Consider the following 17,611-nt stretch of genomic DNA (forward strand, 5'->3'; position numbering starts at 1 on the left):
CCAGGTCCGGCTCGCGCAGCAGCAGCCGGGCCAGGGCGACGCGCCGGGCCTGGCCACCGGAGAGCCGGCGGCCGCCCTCCCCCACCCGGGTATCCAGGCCTCGCGGCAGGGCCCCGGCCCAGTCGGCGAGCTCCACCATCGCCAGCACCCGCCACAGCCGGGCGTCCCCCGCCTCGGGGTCGCCCAGGCGCAGGTTGGCGGCCAGGGTGTCGTCGAACAGGTCCGTCTGCTGGGTCAGCAGGGCCACTCGGGAGCTCAATGCCGCCGCCGGCCACGCCTCCAGCGCCACGCCACCCAGCCGCACCTCGCCCGACTCGGGACTGAGCTGTCGCGTCAGCAGACCGGCCACGCTGGATTTCCCCGCCCCCGACGCCCCGCACAGGGCGAGCCGCTCGCCGGGCCCCAGGGCCAGGCCGACCTCGGCCAGGGCGGGCACCAGGGCGTCCGCATGGGTCAGGGTGACATCGGTGAGGGCCACCGAGAGGGCCCCCAGCGGCAGGCGTGCCGGCGATTCCGCCGCGGCCACGCGCTCCTGCTGTGCCTCCAGCGCATTGAGTCGCTCGGCGGCGCCCCGCGTGGCCCCCAGCCAGGTGAAGGCGGCCGGAAGCGGGGCCAGCGCCTCGCTGAGGGCCAGCACTGCCAGCGGCATCATCACCGTCAGCGGCCCGGAGAGCCGCCCGGCGCTCCAGGCCTCGGCCGCTAGCCACAGCGCCAGGAGCATCGCCAGCCCCACCACCAGCGATGCCAGGGCATTGCCCAGCGCCACCCGCGCTCCCAGGCGACGCTGGTCCCGGTACAGCCCCGCCTCGATGGTGGCCAGCCGGGCGCGGTGATCCGCCAGGCTGCCATAGGCCTCCAGCTCCGCCAGGCCCTGGACCTGCTCGATGAGTCGCCCCCTGAGCCGCTCCAGGTCGTCGACCTGGCGACGGCTGGCGGCCATGCCGAGACGGGCCTGGCCTGCCGTCAACCAGAGCCAGCCCAGCAGCAGCAGCGCCCCGGTCGCCGCGCCGACCCGCGGCGACCACAGCGCCAGAAATCCGGCCAGGCCAAGGATCGCCAGCAGCGCCACCAGCGCCGGCGCCAGCAGGCGCAGGTAGAGGCTGTCCAGGGTATCGATATCCGCCGTCAGGCGGTTGAGCCAGTCGCTGGCACGCCGCCGCGACAGGGCGTGGGCGTCGAGGCCGGAGAGCACGGCGAACAGCCGCGAGCGCAGGTCGGCGAGCAGCCGCAGCACGGTATCGTGGTTGTAGAGGCGCTCCACGTAGCGCGACACCGTGCGGGTCACCGCGAAGAAACGGATCCCGCCCCCGGGAACATAGACCTCCAGGGTCGCGGCGATGCCCGCCGCCAGGAGCATGCCGGTCACCGCCGTGGCGGTGATGAACCAGCCCGAGAGGGCCAGCAGGCCGATGGCCGACACCAGGGTCAGGCCCATCAGCAGGGCCCCCAGGATCAGCCGGCGGCGACGCTGCCCGAGCAGGGAAAGCCAGGGGCGCAGGGCCCGCCAGAGCGAGGCATCAGTCGGAGGCATCGTCGCGCTCCTCCCGGGGGGTGGCCTGGACCTCGAGCGACAGGCGCCGACTCGCCAGCGCCATCAGGGCGGGATGATGGGTCGCGATGACCAGTGCCCGCCCCTCCTCGGCCAGCCCCTGCAGCGCCTCGATGAGCTGGCCCTCGGTCTCGGCGTCAAGGCTGGCCGTGGGCTCGTCGAGCAGCACCAGCGACGCCCGGGAGAGGAAGACCCTGGCCAGGGCCAGGCGCTGCGCCTGGCCCCCGGAGAGACCGACACCGCGCTCGCCGAGGCGTGTTTCCAGCCCCCGGGGAAGCCCCACCAGCAATTCGCCGAGGTCCGCCCTGGCCAGCGCCGCGCGCATCTCGGCCTCATTGACATCGGGGGCCGCCAGCCGCAGGTTGTCCGCCAGGCTGCCCTGGATCAGCAGCGGGCGCTGGTCCATCCAGGCCAGACCCAGCCCCTCGGCCACGCGGACACTGCCGCTGGCGGGCGCGACGAAGCCGGCCAGCAGCTGCAGCAGGCTGGACTTGCCGACACCCGACGGCCCGGTGACGGCCACCACGTCGCCCGCGGCCAGCGTCAGGTCGACGGGCCCCAGCACACGTCCACGGCCCGGATGCTCGACGCTGGCGGCCTCGAGCTCGACCAGCACATCCCGTGAGGGCGCCGGGACGGCCGTTCCCGGCAGGCGCCCGGCATCGGGGGCCTCGTTGAGCAGGGCCACCAGGCCTTCGGCGGCCCCCAGCGCCGCCGCCCGGTCATGGTAGTGCTGGGAGAGGCTGCGCAGTGGCTGGAAGAATTCCGGCGCCAGCAGCAGCACCAGCAGGCCACTGAAGAGGGTCAGCTCCTCCGCAGGGCCATAGGCGATATAGCCCAGCAGCCCGAACCCGACGTAGATCGCCACCACGGCGATCGCCACCGAGGCGAAGAACTCCAGCACCGCCGAGGAGAGAAATGCCAGGCGCAGGGTACGCATGCTGCGCCGCCGGTAGTCATCGGCGGCGGCATGCACCTCGCGGGTGGCCTGCTCCGTGCGGCCGAAGAGCTGGAGCGTGGTGATGCCCCGTACGCGGTCGATGAAGTGGCCCGAGAGTCGCGCCACGGCGGCGAACTGCTCCCGGTTGAGCCGCTCTGCCCCCATCCCGACCAGGGCCATGAACAGCGGGATCAACGGCGCCGAGACCAGCAGGAAGGTGGCCGCCAGCCAGTCCAGCCAAAGCGCCGCCAGCAGCACCGGCAGCGGCACCAGCACCGCGAGCCAGAGTTGCGGCTGGAACCGGGCGAAGTAGCCGTCCAGGGCCTCCACCTGCTCCACCAGCTGGCTGGCAAGGGAGGCGCTGTGCCGCGACGTCAGCCTCACGGGTCCCAGTCGCGCCAGGTGCGCGCGCCGCGCGCGCCGGCGGATCCGCAGGCTCGCCGCCTGGGCCAGGGTTTCCTGCAGATAGAGCGCCAGGGCGCGCAGCGCCAGCGTGGCCAGCAGCCCCGCCAGCAGTGGCGCGAGCTCGGCAAGCGGCGCCCCGTCGACGAGCAGGCGGCTGATGAACCCGGCCAGCAGCACCAGCTGCGCGATGGTCAGCAGGCCCGCCGCGGTCCCTGCCAGGACGGCGAGACGCAGCCGCCGGCGTTCGCCGGCGGCCAGGTCCGTCAGGTAACGGCGCGCGGTCAGCTCACCCGAGGCCGCGTCGTTCGCGCCCATCGGCTCAGTGGTACCCCTCGCCGGGGCGCACCTTGCCGCGGAACACCCAGTAGGTCCAGGCGGTATAGGCCAGCACGATGGGGATCACGAAGAGGACCCCGATCAGCAGGAAGAGCTGGGAGCCCGGATCCGAGGCGGCATCCCAGATCGTGTAGTCGGGCGGCACGATCACCGGCCACTTGCTCACCACCAGCCCCAGGTAGGTGAAGACGAACAGGCCCAGGGTGGCGATGAAGGGCTGCCCCTCCCGGCGCTGGCTGACGGCACGCCACAGCAGCGCCGCGCAAGCCAGCGCCAGCACCGGGAAGACCCAGATCAGGTGCAGGTGGCCGAACCAGCGCTCGCGGACCCCGGCATCGACGAAGGGGGTCCAGACGCTGATGATCGCGAACACCCCCAGCACCGCCAGCAGCAGGCGCGGCGCCAGCCGATAGGCCCAGGCCTGGACCGCCCCCTCGGTCTTCATGATCAGCCAGGTGGCACCGAGCAGGGCATAGCCGGCCATCAGCCCCAGGCCGGTGAGCACGCTGAAGGGCGTCAGCCAGTCCAGCGGTCCCCCCACGTAGACGAAGTCCTCCACGGCGAAGCCCTGGATGTAGGCACCCACCACCACGCCCTGGGCGAAGGACGCCACGGCGGAGCCCCAGCAGAAGGCGCGGTTCCACCAGCGACGGTTGCGGTACGACTTGAAGCGGAACTCGAAGGCGATGCCGCGGAAGATCAGGCCGGCCAGCATCAGGAAGACCCCGATGTAGAGGGCCGGCAGGAACACCGAGTAGACCAGTGGAAAGGCCCCCAGCAGGCCCGCCCCGCCGAGCACCAGCCAGGTCTCGTTGCCGTCCCACACCGGCGCCACCGAGTTCATCATGACATCACGCGACGCCTCGTCGGGGGCGAAGGGAAAGAGGATCCCCACGCCCAGGTCGAAGCCGTCCATCAGCACGTACATGATCACCCCGAAGCCGATGATCAGGGCCCAGATCAGGGTCAGGTCGAACGCTTCCATGATTCAGCTCCTTCCCGGTTGGCGAGAGGCGTCCTCGAAGGTCGCATGGGCGGCCGACAGCGGACGCTTGGGCCGGTGGACCTCCCCCTCCACGGTATCGCGGTGTACCTCGGGCAGCATGCCCTGGCGCACCACCCGGGTCAGGTAGTAGACGCCGGCCCAGAACACCACCGCGTAGACGGCGATGTAGCCGACCAGGGTGAACAGGGCCATGCCGCCGGTAAGCGACGGCGTCAGCCCCTCGGCATGGGTCATCATGCCGTAGACCAGCCAAGGCGCCCGGCCGGTCTCGGTGACGAACCAGCCCGCAAGCACCGCGATGAAGGGCGTCACCGTCATCACCCGCATCAGCTGCAGGAAGCCGCGCTGCTCGTAGAGCCGTCCGCCGCGGCGCAGCCAGAGCCCCGCCAGGGAGACGGCGATCATGGCCAGGCCGATGCCCACCATCACCCGGAAGGACCAGAACACCAGCCATACCGGCGGCTGCTCCTCGGGCGGCACCCCGCTGATGCCGGGCACCTCGCCGTCGGCGTGGTGGGTCAGGATCAGGCTGGCAAGGCTCGGGATGCCGACCTCGAAGCGATTCTCCTGGGCCTCCTGGTCGGGCCAGGCGAAGAGCAGCAGCGGCACGTTGGTGCTGCGTTCCCAGTTGCCCTCCATGGCGGCGACCTTGGTCGGCTGGTGCTCCAGGGTGTTGAGGCCGTGGAAGTCACCCAGCACGGCCTGGGCCGGCGTGAGGACCAGCAGCAGCCACAGGCACATGGAGAGCGCCTTGCGGTTGGCCTCCACGTCGCGCCGGATGAGCAGGTACCAGGCGCTGACCCCGGCCACCACGAAGCCGCCGGTCAGGAAGGAGGCCAGCACCATGTGCCAGAAGCGATACCAGAAGGAGGGATTGAAGATCGCCTCGCTCCAGGAGGTGACGTGGAAGCGTCCGTCGATCAGCTCGACCCCGGCCGGGGTCTGCATCCAGCTGTTGGCCGAGAGGATCCAGAACGAGGAGATGAAGGTGCCGGTGGCCACCATGATGGCGGCAAAGAGATGGACGCCCTGGGGGACCTTGCCTCGCCCGAAGAGCAGCACCCCGAGGAAGGCCGCCTCGAGGAAGAAGGCCGTGACCACCTCGTAGCTGAGGACCGGGCCGAGGAAGTTGGATGCCGCCTGGGAAAAGTTGCTCCAGTTGGTACCGAACTGGAAGGACATGACGATGCCCGACACCACCCCCATGCCGAACACCACGGCAAAGACCCGGGTCCAGAACAGCGCCAGGCGGTCCCATGCCGGATTCTCGGTGTTGAAGAAGAGCCCATTGAGCAGGGCAATGTAGGACGCCAGGCCGATGGTGAACACCGGGAAGATGGCGTGGAAGGCGACCACGAAGGCGAACTGCAGTCTCGACAGCAGCAGGGGATCCAGTTCCATCACGCACTCCTGATTGCAGCGGAGGCGGGGCTCCGCGAGGTCAGCTCGTCAAGGGATGCGCGCGGCACTCGTCGGTGCCCTTGTACGTCAGGCCGCCATGCTCATGGCGCCGTGCCGCATTCCACCTCACCCATGCCCAGCCTAGACCAGTCCGTCGGCAATGCCGTCATGGCATTGACTGTGAACATAGGGCATATCCTTATCACCGGGCATGCTAACCATCCTGCGCCCTTCGGGTCGTGCCTGCCACCACGAGAGCCGTGTCGCAGTGTCGCAGCGGGGAAACACTTCACGCCGCGCTCACCCCGCCATGCCACCCCGGATGACCATGCTGACCATGTAGGCGGTATAGCCGAGGAACATGGCCAACAGGGCGGCGCCCTCGGCGCGGTTGATGCGGCCCTCGCGGCCACGCCAGCCCATGGCGAAGACCGCCATCATCACCGTCATGGCCATCATCAGGCTCCAGTCACGCAGCAGCACCTCGCGGCCCGCCTCGATGGGCGCGATCACCCCGGCCAGGCCCACCACACCCAGGGTATTGAAGAGGTTGGAGCCCACCACGTTGCCCAGCACCAGGTCATGCTCGCGGCGGCGCAGCGCACTGATCGAGGAGGCGAGCTCCGGCAGCGAGGTGCCCACCGCCACCACGGTCAGGCCGATCACCAGGTCGCTGACGCCGAAGCCCTGGGCGATGGCCACCGCCCCCCATACCAGGATGCGCGAACTGACCACCAGCAGCACCAGGCCGACACCCGTCCAGACGAGCCCGGCCTTCAGCGACATGGGGTGCACCGTCAGGCTCTCCTCGGTGTCGCTGGAGAGGGGATCGCTGCCGTCGCGAAGGCCCTGGAAAATGGAGACGCCGATGAAGGCGGCCAGCAGCACCAGCAGCAGGATGGCCTCGAGGCGACTTATCACGCCGCCCCACAGCAGCAGGGCGGAGAGCAGGGTGACGCCGCCCAGTACCGGCAGCTCGCGACGCACGACACCGGAGTGCACCGCCAGCGGCGAGATCAGCGCCACCAGGCCCAGGATCAGGCCCATGTTGGCGATGTTGGAGCCGTAGGCATTGCCCAGCGCCAGGCCGGGGTTGCCCTGGCTGGCCGCCAGGGCGGAGACCACCAGCTCCGGGGCCGAGGTCCCGAAGCCGATCACCAGCATGCCGATCAGCAGCGGGGAAAGCCCCAGCCGGGCGGAGGTGGCCGCCGCTCCGTCGACGAAGCGCTCGGCACTCCAGACCAGCAGGACCAGGCCTGCCAATACCGCCACGGCGGGAAGTAACATGTCGTCTCCTCGGGAACATTCAGGCTCGCATGTTTGTATATGGTGTCACCCTCGTCAACGTGCCACACTGACTTTTCTGATCTTGTCGTCATGAGGAGACCCCATCGCGGTGCCCAGGCTCGCCTTTCGCGCCCCCGCCCTGCCCCGGGGAGAACCGCTGGTGGATCGCTCGCCACCGGAGACGCGCACCTCGCGGCGACGGCTGCGGGCCTGCCACGAATGCGACTGGCTGGTGGCGCTGCCGCCGCTGCACGCCGGCGAGAAGGCCGAGTGTCCACGCTGCGGCCATACCCTCGCCAGCCGCCATCACCGACCGGCCCAGCGCAGCATGGCCCTGGCTCTGGCCGCCCTGGTGGCCCTGGCACTGGCGGTTTCCTTCCCCTTCGTCAGCTTCAGCGTCGGCGGCATCGGCAACCGCATCGAGCTCTCCCAGACCGCCACCACCCTGATCGGCTTCGACCAGCCGCTGGTGGCCATCGCCGTGCTGCTGACCATCGCCGTGCTGCCCGCCGTCTACCTCGCCGGGGTGGTCTGGCTGCAGCTCGGCCTGCTGCGCCAGGACCCGCTGCCGGCCAGCCGCAGCATCGCCCGTTCGCTCTCCCACCTGCACCCCTGGATGATGGCCGACGTCTTCATCGTCGGCGCCCTGGTGAGCCTGATCAAGATCGCCGGCATGGCCGAGATCGAGCTGGGCATCTCCTTCTGGGCGTTCTGTGCCTTCGCCCTGCTGCTGCTGGCCACCACCCAGTCGCTAGATGCCGACTGGCTGTGGTTCTCGCTGGCCGGCGAGCCCCTCGCCCCGGAGGGGGCGCGCACCGGCGAACCCGCCGCTCCCCAGGGCCTGGCCGGCTGCGCCACCTGCGGGCTGGTCAACCGCCTGGACGGCGAGGGCCACGGTCGCTGCCGACGCTGCGGCGAGAGCCTGCATGCGCGCCTGCCCCACAGCCTGCAGCGCACCTGGGCCCTGCTGGCCGCCGCCACGGTGATGTACCTGCCGGCCAACCTCTACCCGATCATGACCACCACCAGCCTGGGGCACTCCTCGCCCTCCACCATCATCGGCGGAGTCGTCGAGCTGATCCAGATGGGCTCCTGGCCGGTGGCCGTGGTGATCTTCGTGGCAAGCGTGATCGTGCCGGTGGGAAAGCTGGTGGCGCTGGCCTGGCTGTGTCTGGTGGTCCGGCGCAGCGATGAGCTCAGTGCCCCGACCCGCACCCGCCTCTACCGTCTCACCGAGTTCATCGGCCGCTGGTCGATGGTCGATGTCTTCGTGGTGGCGATCCTGGTGGCGCTGATCCGCGCCGGTGCGCTGATGTCGATCACCCCGGGCCCCGCTGCCCTGGCCTTCGGGGCCGTGGTGGTCAGCACCATGCTCGCCGCCATGACCTTCGACCCGAGACTGCTCTGGGACACGCCCCTGCCGCGTGAGTCCCGCCCCGCACAAGGAAGCCTGCGATGACCGAGATCCCCGACACGTCCGGCCGGGACAGCCACCGCGCCCATGCCACGCCCCAGGCCCGGCTCTCGCCGATCTGGATCGTGCCCCTGGTGGCGATCCTGATCGGCGCCTGGCTGGTCTACGACAATTACCGCAGTCGCGGCCCGCAGATCACCCTGGTGATGGACAGCGCCGAGGGCATCGAGGCGGGCAGTACCCTGATCAAGACCCGCAACGTCGAGGTCGGGCGGGTCGAGCGGGTCCACCTCTCGGATGACCTCTCCCGGGCGGTGATCACCGCCCGCATGAGTCCCGACACCGATGCCATGCTGGTCGAGGACAGCCGCTTCTGGGTGGTCAAGCCGCGCATCGGCCGCGAGGGCATCAGCGGGCTTGGCACGGTGCTCTCCGGCGCCTACATCCAGCTCGAGCCGGGCCAGAGCGAGATCGACGCGCGGGAGTTCGAGGTCAGCGACCAGCCGCCGGTCTCGCCGGCCGGGGCAGAGGGGCTGCGCATCAACCTGGTCAGCCAGCTGGGCAACTCGCTGAACGTCGGCGACCCGGTCACCTACCAGGGCCTCATCGTCGGCCGGGTCGAGGAGGCCAGCTTCGATGCCGCGACCCGGCGCATGCACCACCGCATCTTCATCGAGAGCCCCTACCATGACCTGGTGACCGACAGCACCCGCTTCTGGTCGGCCAGCGGGTTCGACCTGCGCCTGGACTCCGAGGGCTTCCGGGTCAACATCGACTCCCTGGAGACCCTGCTCGGCGGCGGCGTGACCTTCGGCGTGCCCGAGGACCTGCCCCGCGGCATGGCCGTGGAGCCCGACGCCACCTTCAGCCTCTATCCCGACGAGGAGAGCGCCCGCCAGGGGACCTTCAACCGCTACCTGGAGTACGTGCTGCTGGTGGAGGATACCGTGCGCGGCCTCTCCCGGGGCGCCCCGGTGGAGTTTCGCGGCGTGCGCATCGGCACCGTGGCGGCGGTGCCCTGGAACTTCACCGCCCCCCAGCCGGACTCCCGCTCGAACTTCGCCATCCCGGTACTGATCCGCATCGAGCCCCAGCGCCTGGGCATCGACTCCCAGGAGCTCGACCTCGAGGAGTGGCGCACGCGCTTCGAGCGTCTCTTCGGGCTGGGACTCAAGGCCTCGCTGAAGAGCGGCAGCCTCATCACCGGCGCGCTGTTCGTCGACCTCAACTTCCAGCGCGACGACGCCGGCGACTATGTCGCGGAGACCTTCGCCGAGCGCCGCGTCTTCCCCACCACCTCCAGCGGCTTCGCCCAGATCGAGGCCCAGGTGACGACGCTGCTCGACAAGCTCAACGGCCTGGAGGTCGAACCGCTGCTGGAGGGGCTGGACCGCAACCTGTCGACCTCCGAGGCCATGCTCGTCGAGCTCCGCGAGCTCACCGCCAGCGTGCGCACCCTGGTCGACGATCCCGGCACCCGGGCGCTCCCCGGCAACCTCAACCAGACCCTGGAGGAGCTGCGCACCACCCTCGAGGGGGTCTCGCCGGAGTCCGCCGCCTACGGCGACTTCACCGGGACCCTGCAGCAGCTCGAGCGGCTGCTGCGCGACCTGCAGCCCACCGCGCGGACCCTGCGCGACAACCCCCGCGCCCTGCTCTTCGACAGCCTGGACGGCGAGGACCCGCTGCCCAGGGCGCCACAACGCCAACCCGGAGGGAGCCCCCCATGACGTCCATCAAGGCCCTGATCGCCGCCGGCCTCTCCCTGTGGCTGGCCGGCTGTGCCGCCAGCGGGCCGGCGCCGAGCCAGTACACCCTGCCCGGGGACGGCGGCGGTGACCCGGCACGGATCGCCGGGGCCGACGCCGCTCACCGGCTGGTCGTCGGTCAGCCCCGGCTGGCCCGCTTCCTGGACGTCGATGGCCTGGTGCTGCAGCTCGACGACATCACCCTCAACGAGGCCAACCACCACCAGTGGGCGGAGCCCCTCGGCCTGCAGCTCGAGCGCGGCCTGCGCGCTCGCCTGGCCGCGCGCCTGCCGGACACCCGGGTCATGCAGGAGGACGCCGAGAGTCGTCGCGGCGCTGCCGCCACCCTGCGCCTGGAGGTGGACCGTTTCCATGGCCGCTTCGACGGCCGGGCCGTCGCCGGGGGCCAGTGGCAGCTGCGCGACGGCGGGGGGGAGCTGCTGGCCATGGCCCCCTTCGCGGTGGAGGTGGAACTGGCCGAGGACGGCTATCCCGCCCTGGTGCGTGCCCTGGGGCGCGGCTGGGACCGGGTGGCCGACGAGATCGCCGCACAAATCAAACGGCTGCGCTGAGCCGCGCACTATGGCATACTACCGCCACGCGGCGATCGCTGGTCCCTCCTGCCGCGCCAGATTCCTTTTACACGCCTCGGCCCGGGACTGACCACGTCGACCATCGATGCGGCGCGACCGGGGCGTCTCTGCGGAGACCGCATGACCTTTTCCGACCTCGGCCTGCGTGCCGAACTGCTCCGTGCCGTCGAGGCACAGGGCTATACCACCCCGACCCCGATCCAGCTCAAGGCGATTCCCGCCGTCCTCAAGGGTGGTGACCTGCTGGCCAGTGCCCAAACCGGCACCGGCAAGACCGCCGGCTTCACCCTGCCGATGCTGCAGCGCCTGGCCGACGGCCCACGCCCGGCCAAGCGCCAGGTGCGTGCCCTGGTGCTGACCCCGACCCGCGAGCTCGCCGCCCAGGTCGGCGAGAGCGTCGCCGACTACGGCCGCCACCTGACCCTGAAGAGCCATGTGATCTTCGGCGGCGTCGGCCAGCAGCCCCAGGTGGACGCCATCCGCGCCGGCCTGGACGTGCTGGTCGCCACCCCCGGCCGCCTGCTGGACCTTCACCAGCAGAAGCACGTCGACCTCTCGAAGGTCGAGATCCTGGTGCTCGACGAAGCCGACCGCATGCTCGACATGGGCTTCATCCACGACATCAAGAAGATCCTGCGCGTGCTGCCCGAGAAGCGCCAGAACCTGCTGTTCTCGGCGACCTTCTCCAACGAGATCCAGGCGCTGGCCGGCAAGCTGCTCGACGACCCGGCGATGATCGAGGTCGCCCGCCGCAACACCACCGCCGAACTCGTCGACCAGGCGATCTACCGCGTCGACCGCGAGAAGAAGCGCGACCTGCTGGCCCATTTGATCACCGAACACGACTGGCAGCAGGTGCTGGTCTTCACCCGCACCAAGCACGGCGCCAACCGCCTGGCCGAGCAGCTCTCCAAGCAGGACATCCCGGCCATGGCGATCCATGGCAACAAGAGCCAGTCGGCCCGCACCAAGGCGCTGGCCGCCTTCAAGACCGGTGACCTGCAGGTGCTGGTGGCGACCGACATCGCGGCCCGCGGCCTCGATATCGAGGAGCTGCCCCACGTCGTCAACTTCGAGCTGCCCAACGTGGCCGAGGACTATGTCCACCGCATCGGCCGCACCGGTCGGGCCGGCAGCGAGGGCAAGGCGGTCTCGCTGGTCTGCGTCGACGAGCACGGCCTGCTCAAGGGCATCGAGCGGCTGATCAAGCGCGACCTGGAGAAGCGCATCGAGCCGGGCTTCGAGCCGGACCCCAATGCCAAGCCCGAGCCCATCGAGAACGGCCGCGGCAAGCGGGCGGGCGGCGGTCGCAACGGCGGCCAGGGCCAGCGACGCCAGGGCCAGGCCGCGGGCCAGCGCCGCGGTGGCGACGAGACCCGTGCCCCGCGCCGCCGCGGCGGCGGCGGTTCCGGCTCTCGCCAGGCCTGAGATGCCTGACTGGCGGGCTGCATCGGAATGTGCGAATGTAGCCCGCTGTTTCCCCTTGCCCCTTCCACCGTCCAAGGCAGGACGCTTCCATGGATGAAAAGAATCTCGTCACCTGTTACCGGCGCTGGCTGACCTTCCAGCAGCAGGCCCGGCTGGACCGCGAACACCACGGCGCCCGTCAGAAGCTCGAGGAGTCGAAGGTCTCGGCGACGCGCATGACCGAGGCCTACCGCAGCATGGCCGCCAAGGGCGCCAGCGAGGGCGCCAGCTACCGTACCCTCTTCCTGCGCGACCACGGTGACACGGCGCTGGCCTGCGAGGGCTGGCTGTTCGTTCGCCGCGTGCTGGCGGAGGGCGGCTCGACCCGCGTGCGGGCCACCCTGCTGACCACCTTCACCCTCGAGGAGGGCCGCATCGAGCCCGGCACCCACCCGGCGGAGAAGGTCACCCTGGAGATCTTCGACCAGCTGAACATCGATCGCGGCATGAGCAGCGTGGTGCGGGTCGACCGCATCGACGGCGACCGCGACACCCGCTTCATCACCCTGCTCGATGCGGTGCGAGGCGACCTGCGCCGCCACATGCGGTGAGCGCGGCATGCTGAAGACGCTGTTCGGCAGATCCCCCGTGGAGGTCTGGGTCATCAAGCAGGTCGATGATGGCCTGCTGCACCTGTGCGGCCAGGGCATCCTCGAGAGTCGGGATACCCGCAAGGCCGTGCTCGCGGCCCTCGCAGAGGGACGGTTCCATGGCGCCGTGCGCCTGGCCGGCGGCGGCCTGGTGCTCAACGCGCGGCTCTTCGCCGCCCTGGTGCCGCTGGATGACCTGACGCTGACCGACGACGGCCAGGCCCACTGGCAGGGCCGCCTGTGGCGTGTCTCCCAGGTGCCCCAGCGCTGCTGGGGCTTCGATGGCAGGCTGGTCGCCCAGCAGGGGGTCAACGTCGGCGGCCTGGGCCTGGTCAGCGCCGAGGATGTCTCCGGCATCCGCCGGCGCGTGGACCGCGATACTCCGCAGCCGCCCGGCGAGGTCACCTTCCGCGCGGACAACAAGCTCGAGGACCACCCCCTGATCGCCGAGCCCCGGGAGGAGCGTCGCCCCGCCCGCCCGGCGAACCGGCGCGAGTGGCGTCATCATGACGAACGGCACTGAGGCGACCCGGCCCGCTGCCCGCCAGCTGGCGCTGTTCATCGGCCTGATGTTGCTGGTGGGGCTCAACCTGCGCCCCGCCCTCTCCACCCTGGCCCCGGTGCTCACCCGCATCCAGCAGGAGACCGGGCTCTCGGCGCTGGCCATCGGCGCCCTGACCACCCTGCCGGTGCTCTGCCTGGGCATCTTCGCCCCGCTGGCCCCCTGGCTGGCCAAACGCTTCGGCCCCGAGAACACCCTGGCCGCCGCCCTGCTGCTGCTGGCCGGCGGCCTGCTGCTGCGCGGCGTGCCGGCCGTCGTCGCGCTGTTCGCCGGCACCCTGATGGTCGGCGCCGCCATCGGCGTGGCCGGCACCCTGCTGCCGGCCCTGGTCAAGCGCGAGCTGCCTGCCGGCGCCGACCTGATGACCGGCGTCTACACCATGGCCCTCTGCCTCGGCGGCGCCCTGGGCGCGGGGCTGAGCATTCCCCTGGCCGACGCCTTGGGGGGCTGGCCGGCCGGACTCGCCAGCTGGGCCCTGCTGGCGCTGGTGGCACTCGTGGCCTGGCAGGTCCTGATGCCGCGCCATGACGCCGCCTCGTCCCTGCCCGGGGGCGGCGGCTCCACGCGGGAACTGCTGAGCCAGCCGCTGGCCTGGCAGGTGATGCTGTTCATGGGCAGCCAGTCGTCCCTGGCCTACATCGTCTTCGGCTGGCTGCCCACCCTGCTGGTGGCCCGCGGCTACAGCGAGGCCGAGGCCGGCTGGATGATGGGTGCCTCGGTGATGGTGCAGCTGCTCTCGGCCCTCTCGGCGCCCTGGCTGGCACGCCTGGGGCAGGACCAGCGGCCAGCCCTGCTGATCGTGCTGGGCATGGTCGCCGCCGGCTTCTGGCTGCTGCTGCAGGCACCGGCGATCTGGCGCTGGCCCGGCGTGGTGCTGCTGGGGCTCGGCCAGGGCGGCGGCTTCAGCCTCGCCCTCACCTTGATCGTGCTGCGCACGGCCACCTCACGCCTGGCCGGCAAGCTCTCGGGGCTGGTCCAGGGGGGCGGCTACACCCTGGCCGCCATGGGGCCGCTGGCGGTCGGCGTGATGCTGCAGCTCGAGGTGGGTCTTGCGACCCTGACCCGGGTCCTGCTGGGCATCATCGCCGTCAGCATGGGCTTCGCCCTGCTCGCCGGCCGCAACCGCCGCCTGGAGGTCGACGACGCGGGACGGCTGGTCACCCGCTAGACTCGGGGCATGGAGAACCAGGGGATGCCCGGCGGATGGACAACGACAAGGACGAGGTCTTCACCACGCGGGGACTGACCCGCCTCTACCGCATGGGCGAGGTCACCATCCGGGCGCTGCAGGGCGTCGACCTGGCGCTCTACCGCGGCGAACTCGCCGTCATGCTCGGTGCCTCGGGCTCCGGCAAGTCCACCCTGCTCAACATCCTCGGTGGCCTCGACAGCCCCAGCGACGGCGAGGTGCACTATCGCGACAGGGCCGGGCAGGACCACGACCTGACCCGAGCGAGCCAGCGCCAGCTGACCCGCTTCCGTCGCCACCACGTGGGCTTCGTCTTCCAGTTCTACAACCTGATCTCGAGCCTCACCGCCCGGGAGAACGTGGCCATCGTCACCGACATCAGCCGAGACCCCATGCCCCCCGAGGCCGCGCTGGCCCTGGTCGGCCTCGCCGAGCGCCTCGACCACTTCCCCTCCCAGCTCTCCGGCGGCGAGCAGCAGCGCGTGGCCATCGCCCGGGCCGTGGCCAAGCAGCCCGACGTGCTGCTCTGCGACGAGCCCACCGGCGCCCTGGACTTCCACACCGGCATCCGCGTGCTGGAAGTACTCGAACAGGTCAACCGCGAGACCGGCACCACGGTGGCGATCATCACCCACAACGAGGTGATCGGCGAGATGGCCGACCGGGTGATCCGCCTGCGCGACGGCCGGGTGGACGAGATCCACGCCAACGCCCGCCGCCGTCCGCCCGGCGAGCTGCGCTGGTGATGCCATGCTGACCCTGGACCGCAAGCTCCATCGCGACCTCTGGCGCCTCAAGGGCCAGGCCCTGGCCATCGCCGTGGTGATCGCCGGCGGGGTGATGACGCTGATCCTTGCCGTCACCACCCTGGAGGCGCTGACGGGCTCCCGGGACCGCTTCTATGCCAGCCACCACTTCGCCGAGGTGTTCGCCGACGTCAAGCGCGCCCCCGCGGGGCTGATGCCCAGGCTGCAGGAGATCGAGGGGGTCAACCGCATCGAGCCCCGGGTCAGGGCCGCGGTGCGACTGGCCGTGCCCGGCTTCGCCGACCCCGTCCGCGGCCTGCTGGTGTCGATTCCCGACGGTCGCCAGCCGACCCTCAACCGCCTGAGGCTGATCGCCGGTGCCCTGCCGGAGGCCGGCCGCGACGACCAGGTGGTGGTCAGCGACGCCTTCGCCGAGGCGCACGACCTGGCGCCGGGCGATACCCTCGAGGCGATCATCGACGGTCGCCAGACGCGGCTTCGGCTCTCCGGCATCGCGCTTAGCCCGGAGCACCTCTACCAGGCCGCCCCCACCGACCTGATGCCGGACTACCGCCGCTATGCCGTGCTGTGGATGAACGAGCGCGCCCTGGCCAACGCCTACGACATGGAGGGGGCCTTCAACAGCCTGAGCCTCACCCTCCAGGCCGGGGCCCGCCAGGAGGAGGTGATCGACGCCCTTGACCTGGCGCTGGCCCGCTACGGCGGTACCGGCGCCCAGACCCGCCATGACCAGCAATCCCACCGCTTCCTCGAGGAGGAGCTGGCCCAGCAGCGCCTGATGGCCACCGTGCTGCCGGCCATCTTCCTCTCGGTCTCGGCCTTCCTGCTCAACGTGGTGATGGGGCGGATCATCCAGACCCAGCGCGAGCAGCTCGCCGTGCTCAAGGCGTTCGGCTATCGCGACGCGGAGCTGGCCCGACACTACGCCCTGCTGGCCGGCGCCATCGTGCTGGCCGGCTGGGTGCTGGGCGTCACCCTCGGCGCCTGGGCCGCCAGCGGGATGGCCGGCCTCTACCGCGAGTACTTCCGCTTTCCCGAGATGGTCTTCCGGGTGCCGGCCTGGGCCCTGGCCCTGTCGCTCGGCGTGGTGCTCCTTGCCGCGCTGGCCGGTACCTGGCAGGCGGTGTGGCGGGCGGTCAGCCGCCCGCCGGCCGAGGCCATGCGACCGCCGGCGCCCGCGCGGTTCCGCGAAAGCTGGCTCGAACGGGCGCTGCCGGCCGCCCTGCTGGGCCACGAGGGGCGCATCATCCTGCGCAACCTCGCACGGCACCCGGCCAAGGCAGGCCTCTCGGTGGCCGGCATCGCCCTCTCCTGCGGGCTGCTGATGGTGGGCGCCTACCAGCTCGATGCCGTGGAGGCGATGCTCGACCAGCAGTATCGCCAGGTACTGCGCATGGACGTCGAGCTCACCTTCGTCGATGCCACCCCGGCGCGGGCCGTCGGCGAGCTTCGCCACCAGCCCGGCGTGATGGCGGTGGAAGCCTGGCGCCGGGTGCCCGCCACCCTGGTCCACGGTCACCGCGAGGTCCGCACCAGCCTGCTGGGCCTGGAACCCATGCCGCGGCTGCGCCAGCTGCTCGACGCCGACGGCCACGCCAGGGGTCTGCCCGAGGAGGGCCTGACCCTGACCCGCCACCTCGCCGAGGAACTCGACGCCCGCATCGGCGATACCCTGGAGGTGGCCATCATGGAGGGCCGGCGTCGCCGGGTCGGCCTGCCGCTGGTGGCCCTGGTGGACGAGCCCCTTGGCACGGGCGCCTACCTGCGCCGGGAGCGACTCAACGCCCTGATGGGCGAGGGGCCTGCCATCAGCGGGGCCTGGCTGCTGGTCGACCCCGGGCGCATGGACGAGCTCAATGCCGCCCTGTGGGCCATGCCGGGCGTCGCCGCCATCGGGCTGCTCGCCGAGGCCGAACGTGGCATCCGCGACTACCTCGACGAGACGCTGCTGTTGGTCGCGCTGATCTTCGTCACCGTCGCCGGCTCCATCGCCTTCGGGGTGGTCTACAACAATGCGCGTATCGCCTTCGCCGAACGCGCCCGGGAACTGGCCACCCTGCAGGTGCTGGGCTACACCCGGGCCGAGGTGTCGCGCATCCTGCTCGGCGAGATCGCCCTGCTGACGCTGGTCGCCATCCCGCTGGGCTGGGCCATCGGCATCGCCTTCGCCCGGCTGCTCAACCAGGCCTTCAGCAGCGACCTCTACCGGATACCCCTGGTCTTCACCCCCCAGGCCTTCGGCATCGCCGCCGGTGGGGTGCTGGGCGCCTCGCTGCTGGTGGGCCTGCTGGTGGTCCGCCGGCTGGGCTGCCTCGACAGGATCCGCGTGCTCAAGGCCGTGGAATGACCCGCACCGC

At 71.0% G+C, this 17,611-nt stretch carries 14 protein-coding genes; 9 read left to right on the top strand and 5 right to left on the bottom strand.

The features are described from left to right. The 5 genes from cydC to SCI24_RS05245 all read right to left on the bottom strand — a co-directional run. Positions 1-1,531, bottom strand: a 1,531-nt coding sequence (cydC, locus tag SCI24_RS05225; RefSeq protein WP_318724374.1) for a thiol reductant ABC exporter subunit CydC, incomplete at its 3' end; no start/stop codon positions are given. Further along, entirely contained in the window at positions 1,518-3,209 is a 1,692-nt protein-coding gene (cydD, locus tag SCI24_RS05230) for a thiol reductant ABC exporter subunit CydD (RefSeq protein WP_318724375.1), read from the bottom strand. The genes cydC and cydD, both read right to left, overlap by 14 nt. Positions 3,210-3,213: 4 nt before the next feature. After that, on the bottom strand, positions 3,214-4,215 hold the full coding sequence (gene cydB / locus SCI24_RS05235) for a cytochrome d ubiquinol oxidase subunit II (RefSeq protein ID WP_318724376.1): 1,002 nt from the start codon (positions 4,213-4,215) through the stop codon (positions 3,214-3,216). Between the two features lie 3 nt (positions 4,216-4,218). Next, the gene (locus SCI24_RS05240) at positions 4,219-5,637 is read right to left on the bottom strand and encodes a cytochrome ubiquinol oxidase subunit I (protein ID WP_318724377.1); all 1,419 of its coding nucleotides are present in this window, start codon (positions 5,635-5,637) and stop codon (positions 4,219-4,221) included. Between the two features lie 300 nt (positions 5,638-5,937). Then, positions 5,938-6,924 (bottom strand): calcium/sodium antiporter, encoded by a 987-nt coding sequence (locus SCI24_RS05245; RefSeq protein WP_318724378.1) that lies wholly within the window; start codon positions 6,922-6,924, stop codon positions 5,938-5,940. Positions 6,925-7,033: 109 nt separating this feature from the next. Between SCI24_RS05245 and SCI24_RS05250 the strand changes: the two genes are divergently transcribed. The 9 genes from SCI24_RS05250 to SCI24_RS05290 all read left to right on the top strand — a co-directional run bounded on the left by SCI24_RS05250 (position 7,034) and on the right by SCI24_RS05290 (position 17,601). Further along, positions 7,034-8,383, top strand: a complete 1,350-nt coding sequence (locus tag SCI24_RS05250) for a paraquat-inducible protein A (protein ID WP_318724379.1) — start codon at positions 7,034-7,036, stop codon at positions 8,381-8,383. Beyond that, entirely contained in the window at positions 8,380-10,068 is a 1,689-nt protein-coding gene (gene pqiB / locus SCI24_RS05255) for an intermembrane transport protein PqiB (RefSeq protein ID WP_318724380.1), read from the top strand. Before SCI24_RS05250 ends, pqiB begins: the two co-directional genes overlap by 4 nt. Beyond that, positions 10,065-10,658: a membrane integrity-associated transporter subunit PqiC gene (locus SCI24_RS05260; RefSeq protein ID WP_318724381.1), complete on the top strand. Its 594-nt coding sequence runs from the start codon at positions 10,065-10,067 to the stop codon at positions 10,656-10,658. The genes pqiB and SCI24_RS05260 overlap by 4 nt, the downstream gene beginning before the upstream one ends. A 141-nt stretch (positions 10,659-10,799) precedes the next feature. Further along, on the top strand, positions 10,800-12,107 hold the full coding sequence (locus SCI24_RS05265) for a DEAD/DEAH box helicase (protein ID WP_318724382.1): 1,308 nt from the start codon (positions 10,800-10,802) through the stop codon (positions 12,105-12,107). Between the two features lie 89 nt (positions 12,108-12,196). Further along, positions 12,197-12,697: a hypothetical protein gene (locus SCI24_RS05270; protein ID WP_318724383.1), complete on the top strand. Its 501-nt coding sequence runs from the start codon at positions 12,197-12,199 to the stop codon at positions 12,695-12,697. A gap of 7 nt (positions 12,698-12,704) precedes the next feature. After that, positions 12,705-13,259, top strand: a complete 555-nt coding sequence (locus SCI24_RS05275; RefSeq protein WP_318724384.1) for a hypothetical protein — start codon at positions 12,705-12,707, stop codon at positions 13,257-13,259. Further along, entirely contained in the window at positions 13,243-14,466 is a 1,224-nt protein-coding gene (locus SCI24_RS05280; RefSeq protein WP_318724385.1) for an MFS transporter, read from the top strand. The genes SCI24_RS05275 and SCI24_RS05280 overlap by 17 nt, the downstream gene beginning before the upstream one ends. 35 nt (positions 14,467-14,501) lie before the next feature. Next, on the top strand, positions 14,502-15,233 hold the full coding sequence (locus tag SCI24_RS05285; RefSeq protein WP_318724386.1) for an ABC transporter ATP-binding protein: 732 nt from the start codon (positions 14,502-14,504) through the stop codon (positions 15,231-15,233). Between the two features lie 4 nt (positions 15,234-15,237). Then, positions 15,238-17,601, top strand: a complete 2,364-nt coding sequence (locus SCI24_RS05290) for an ABC transporter permease (protein WP_318724387.1) — start codon at positions 15,238-15,240, stop codon at positions 17,599-17,601. Positions 17,602-17,611: the final 10 nt, after the last annotated feature.

This window comes from Halomonas sp. (genome assembly GCF_033549285.1).
In the GTDB taxonomy this organism is placed as follows: Bacteria; Pseudomonadota; Gammaproteobacteria; order Pseudomonadales; family Halomonadaceae; genus Halomonas.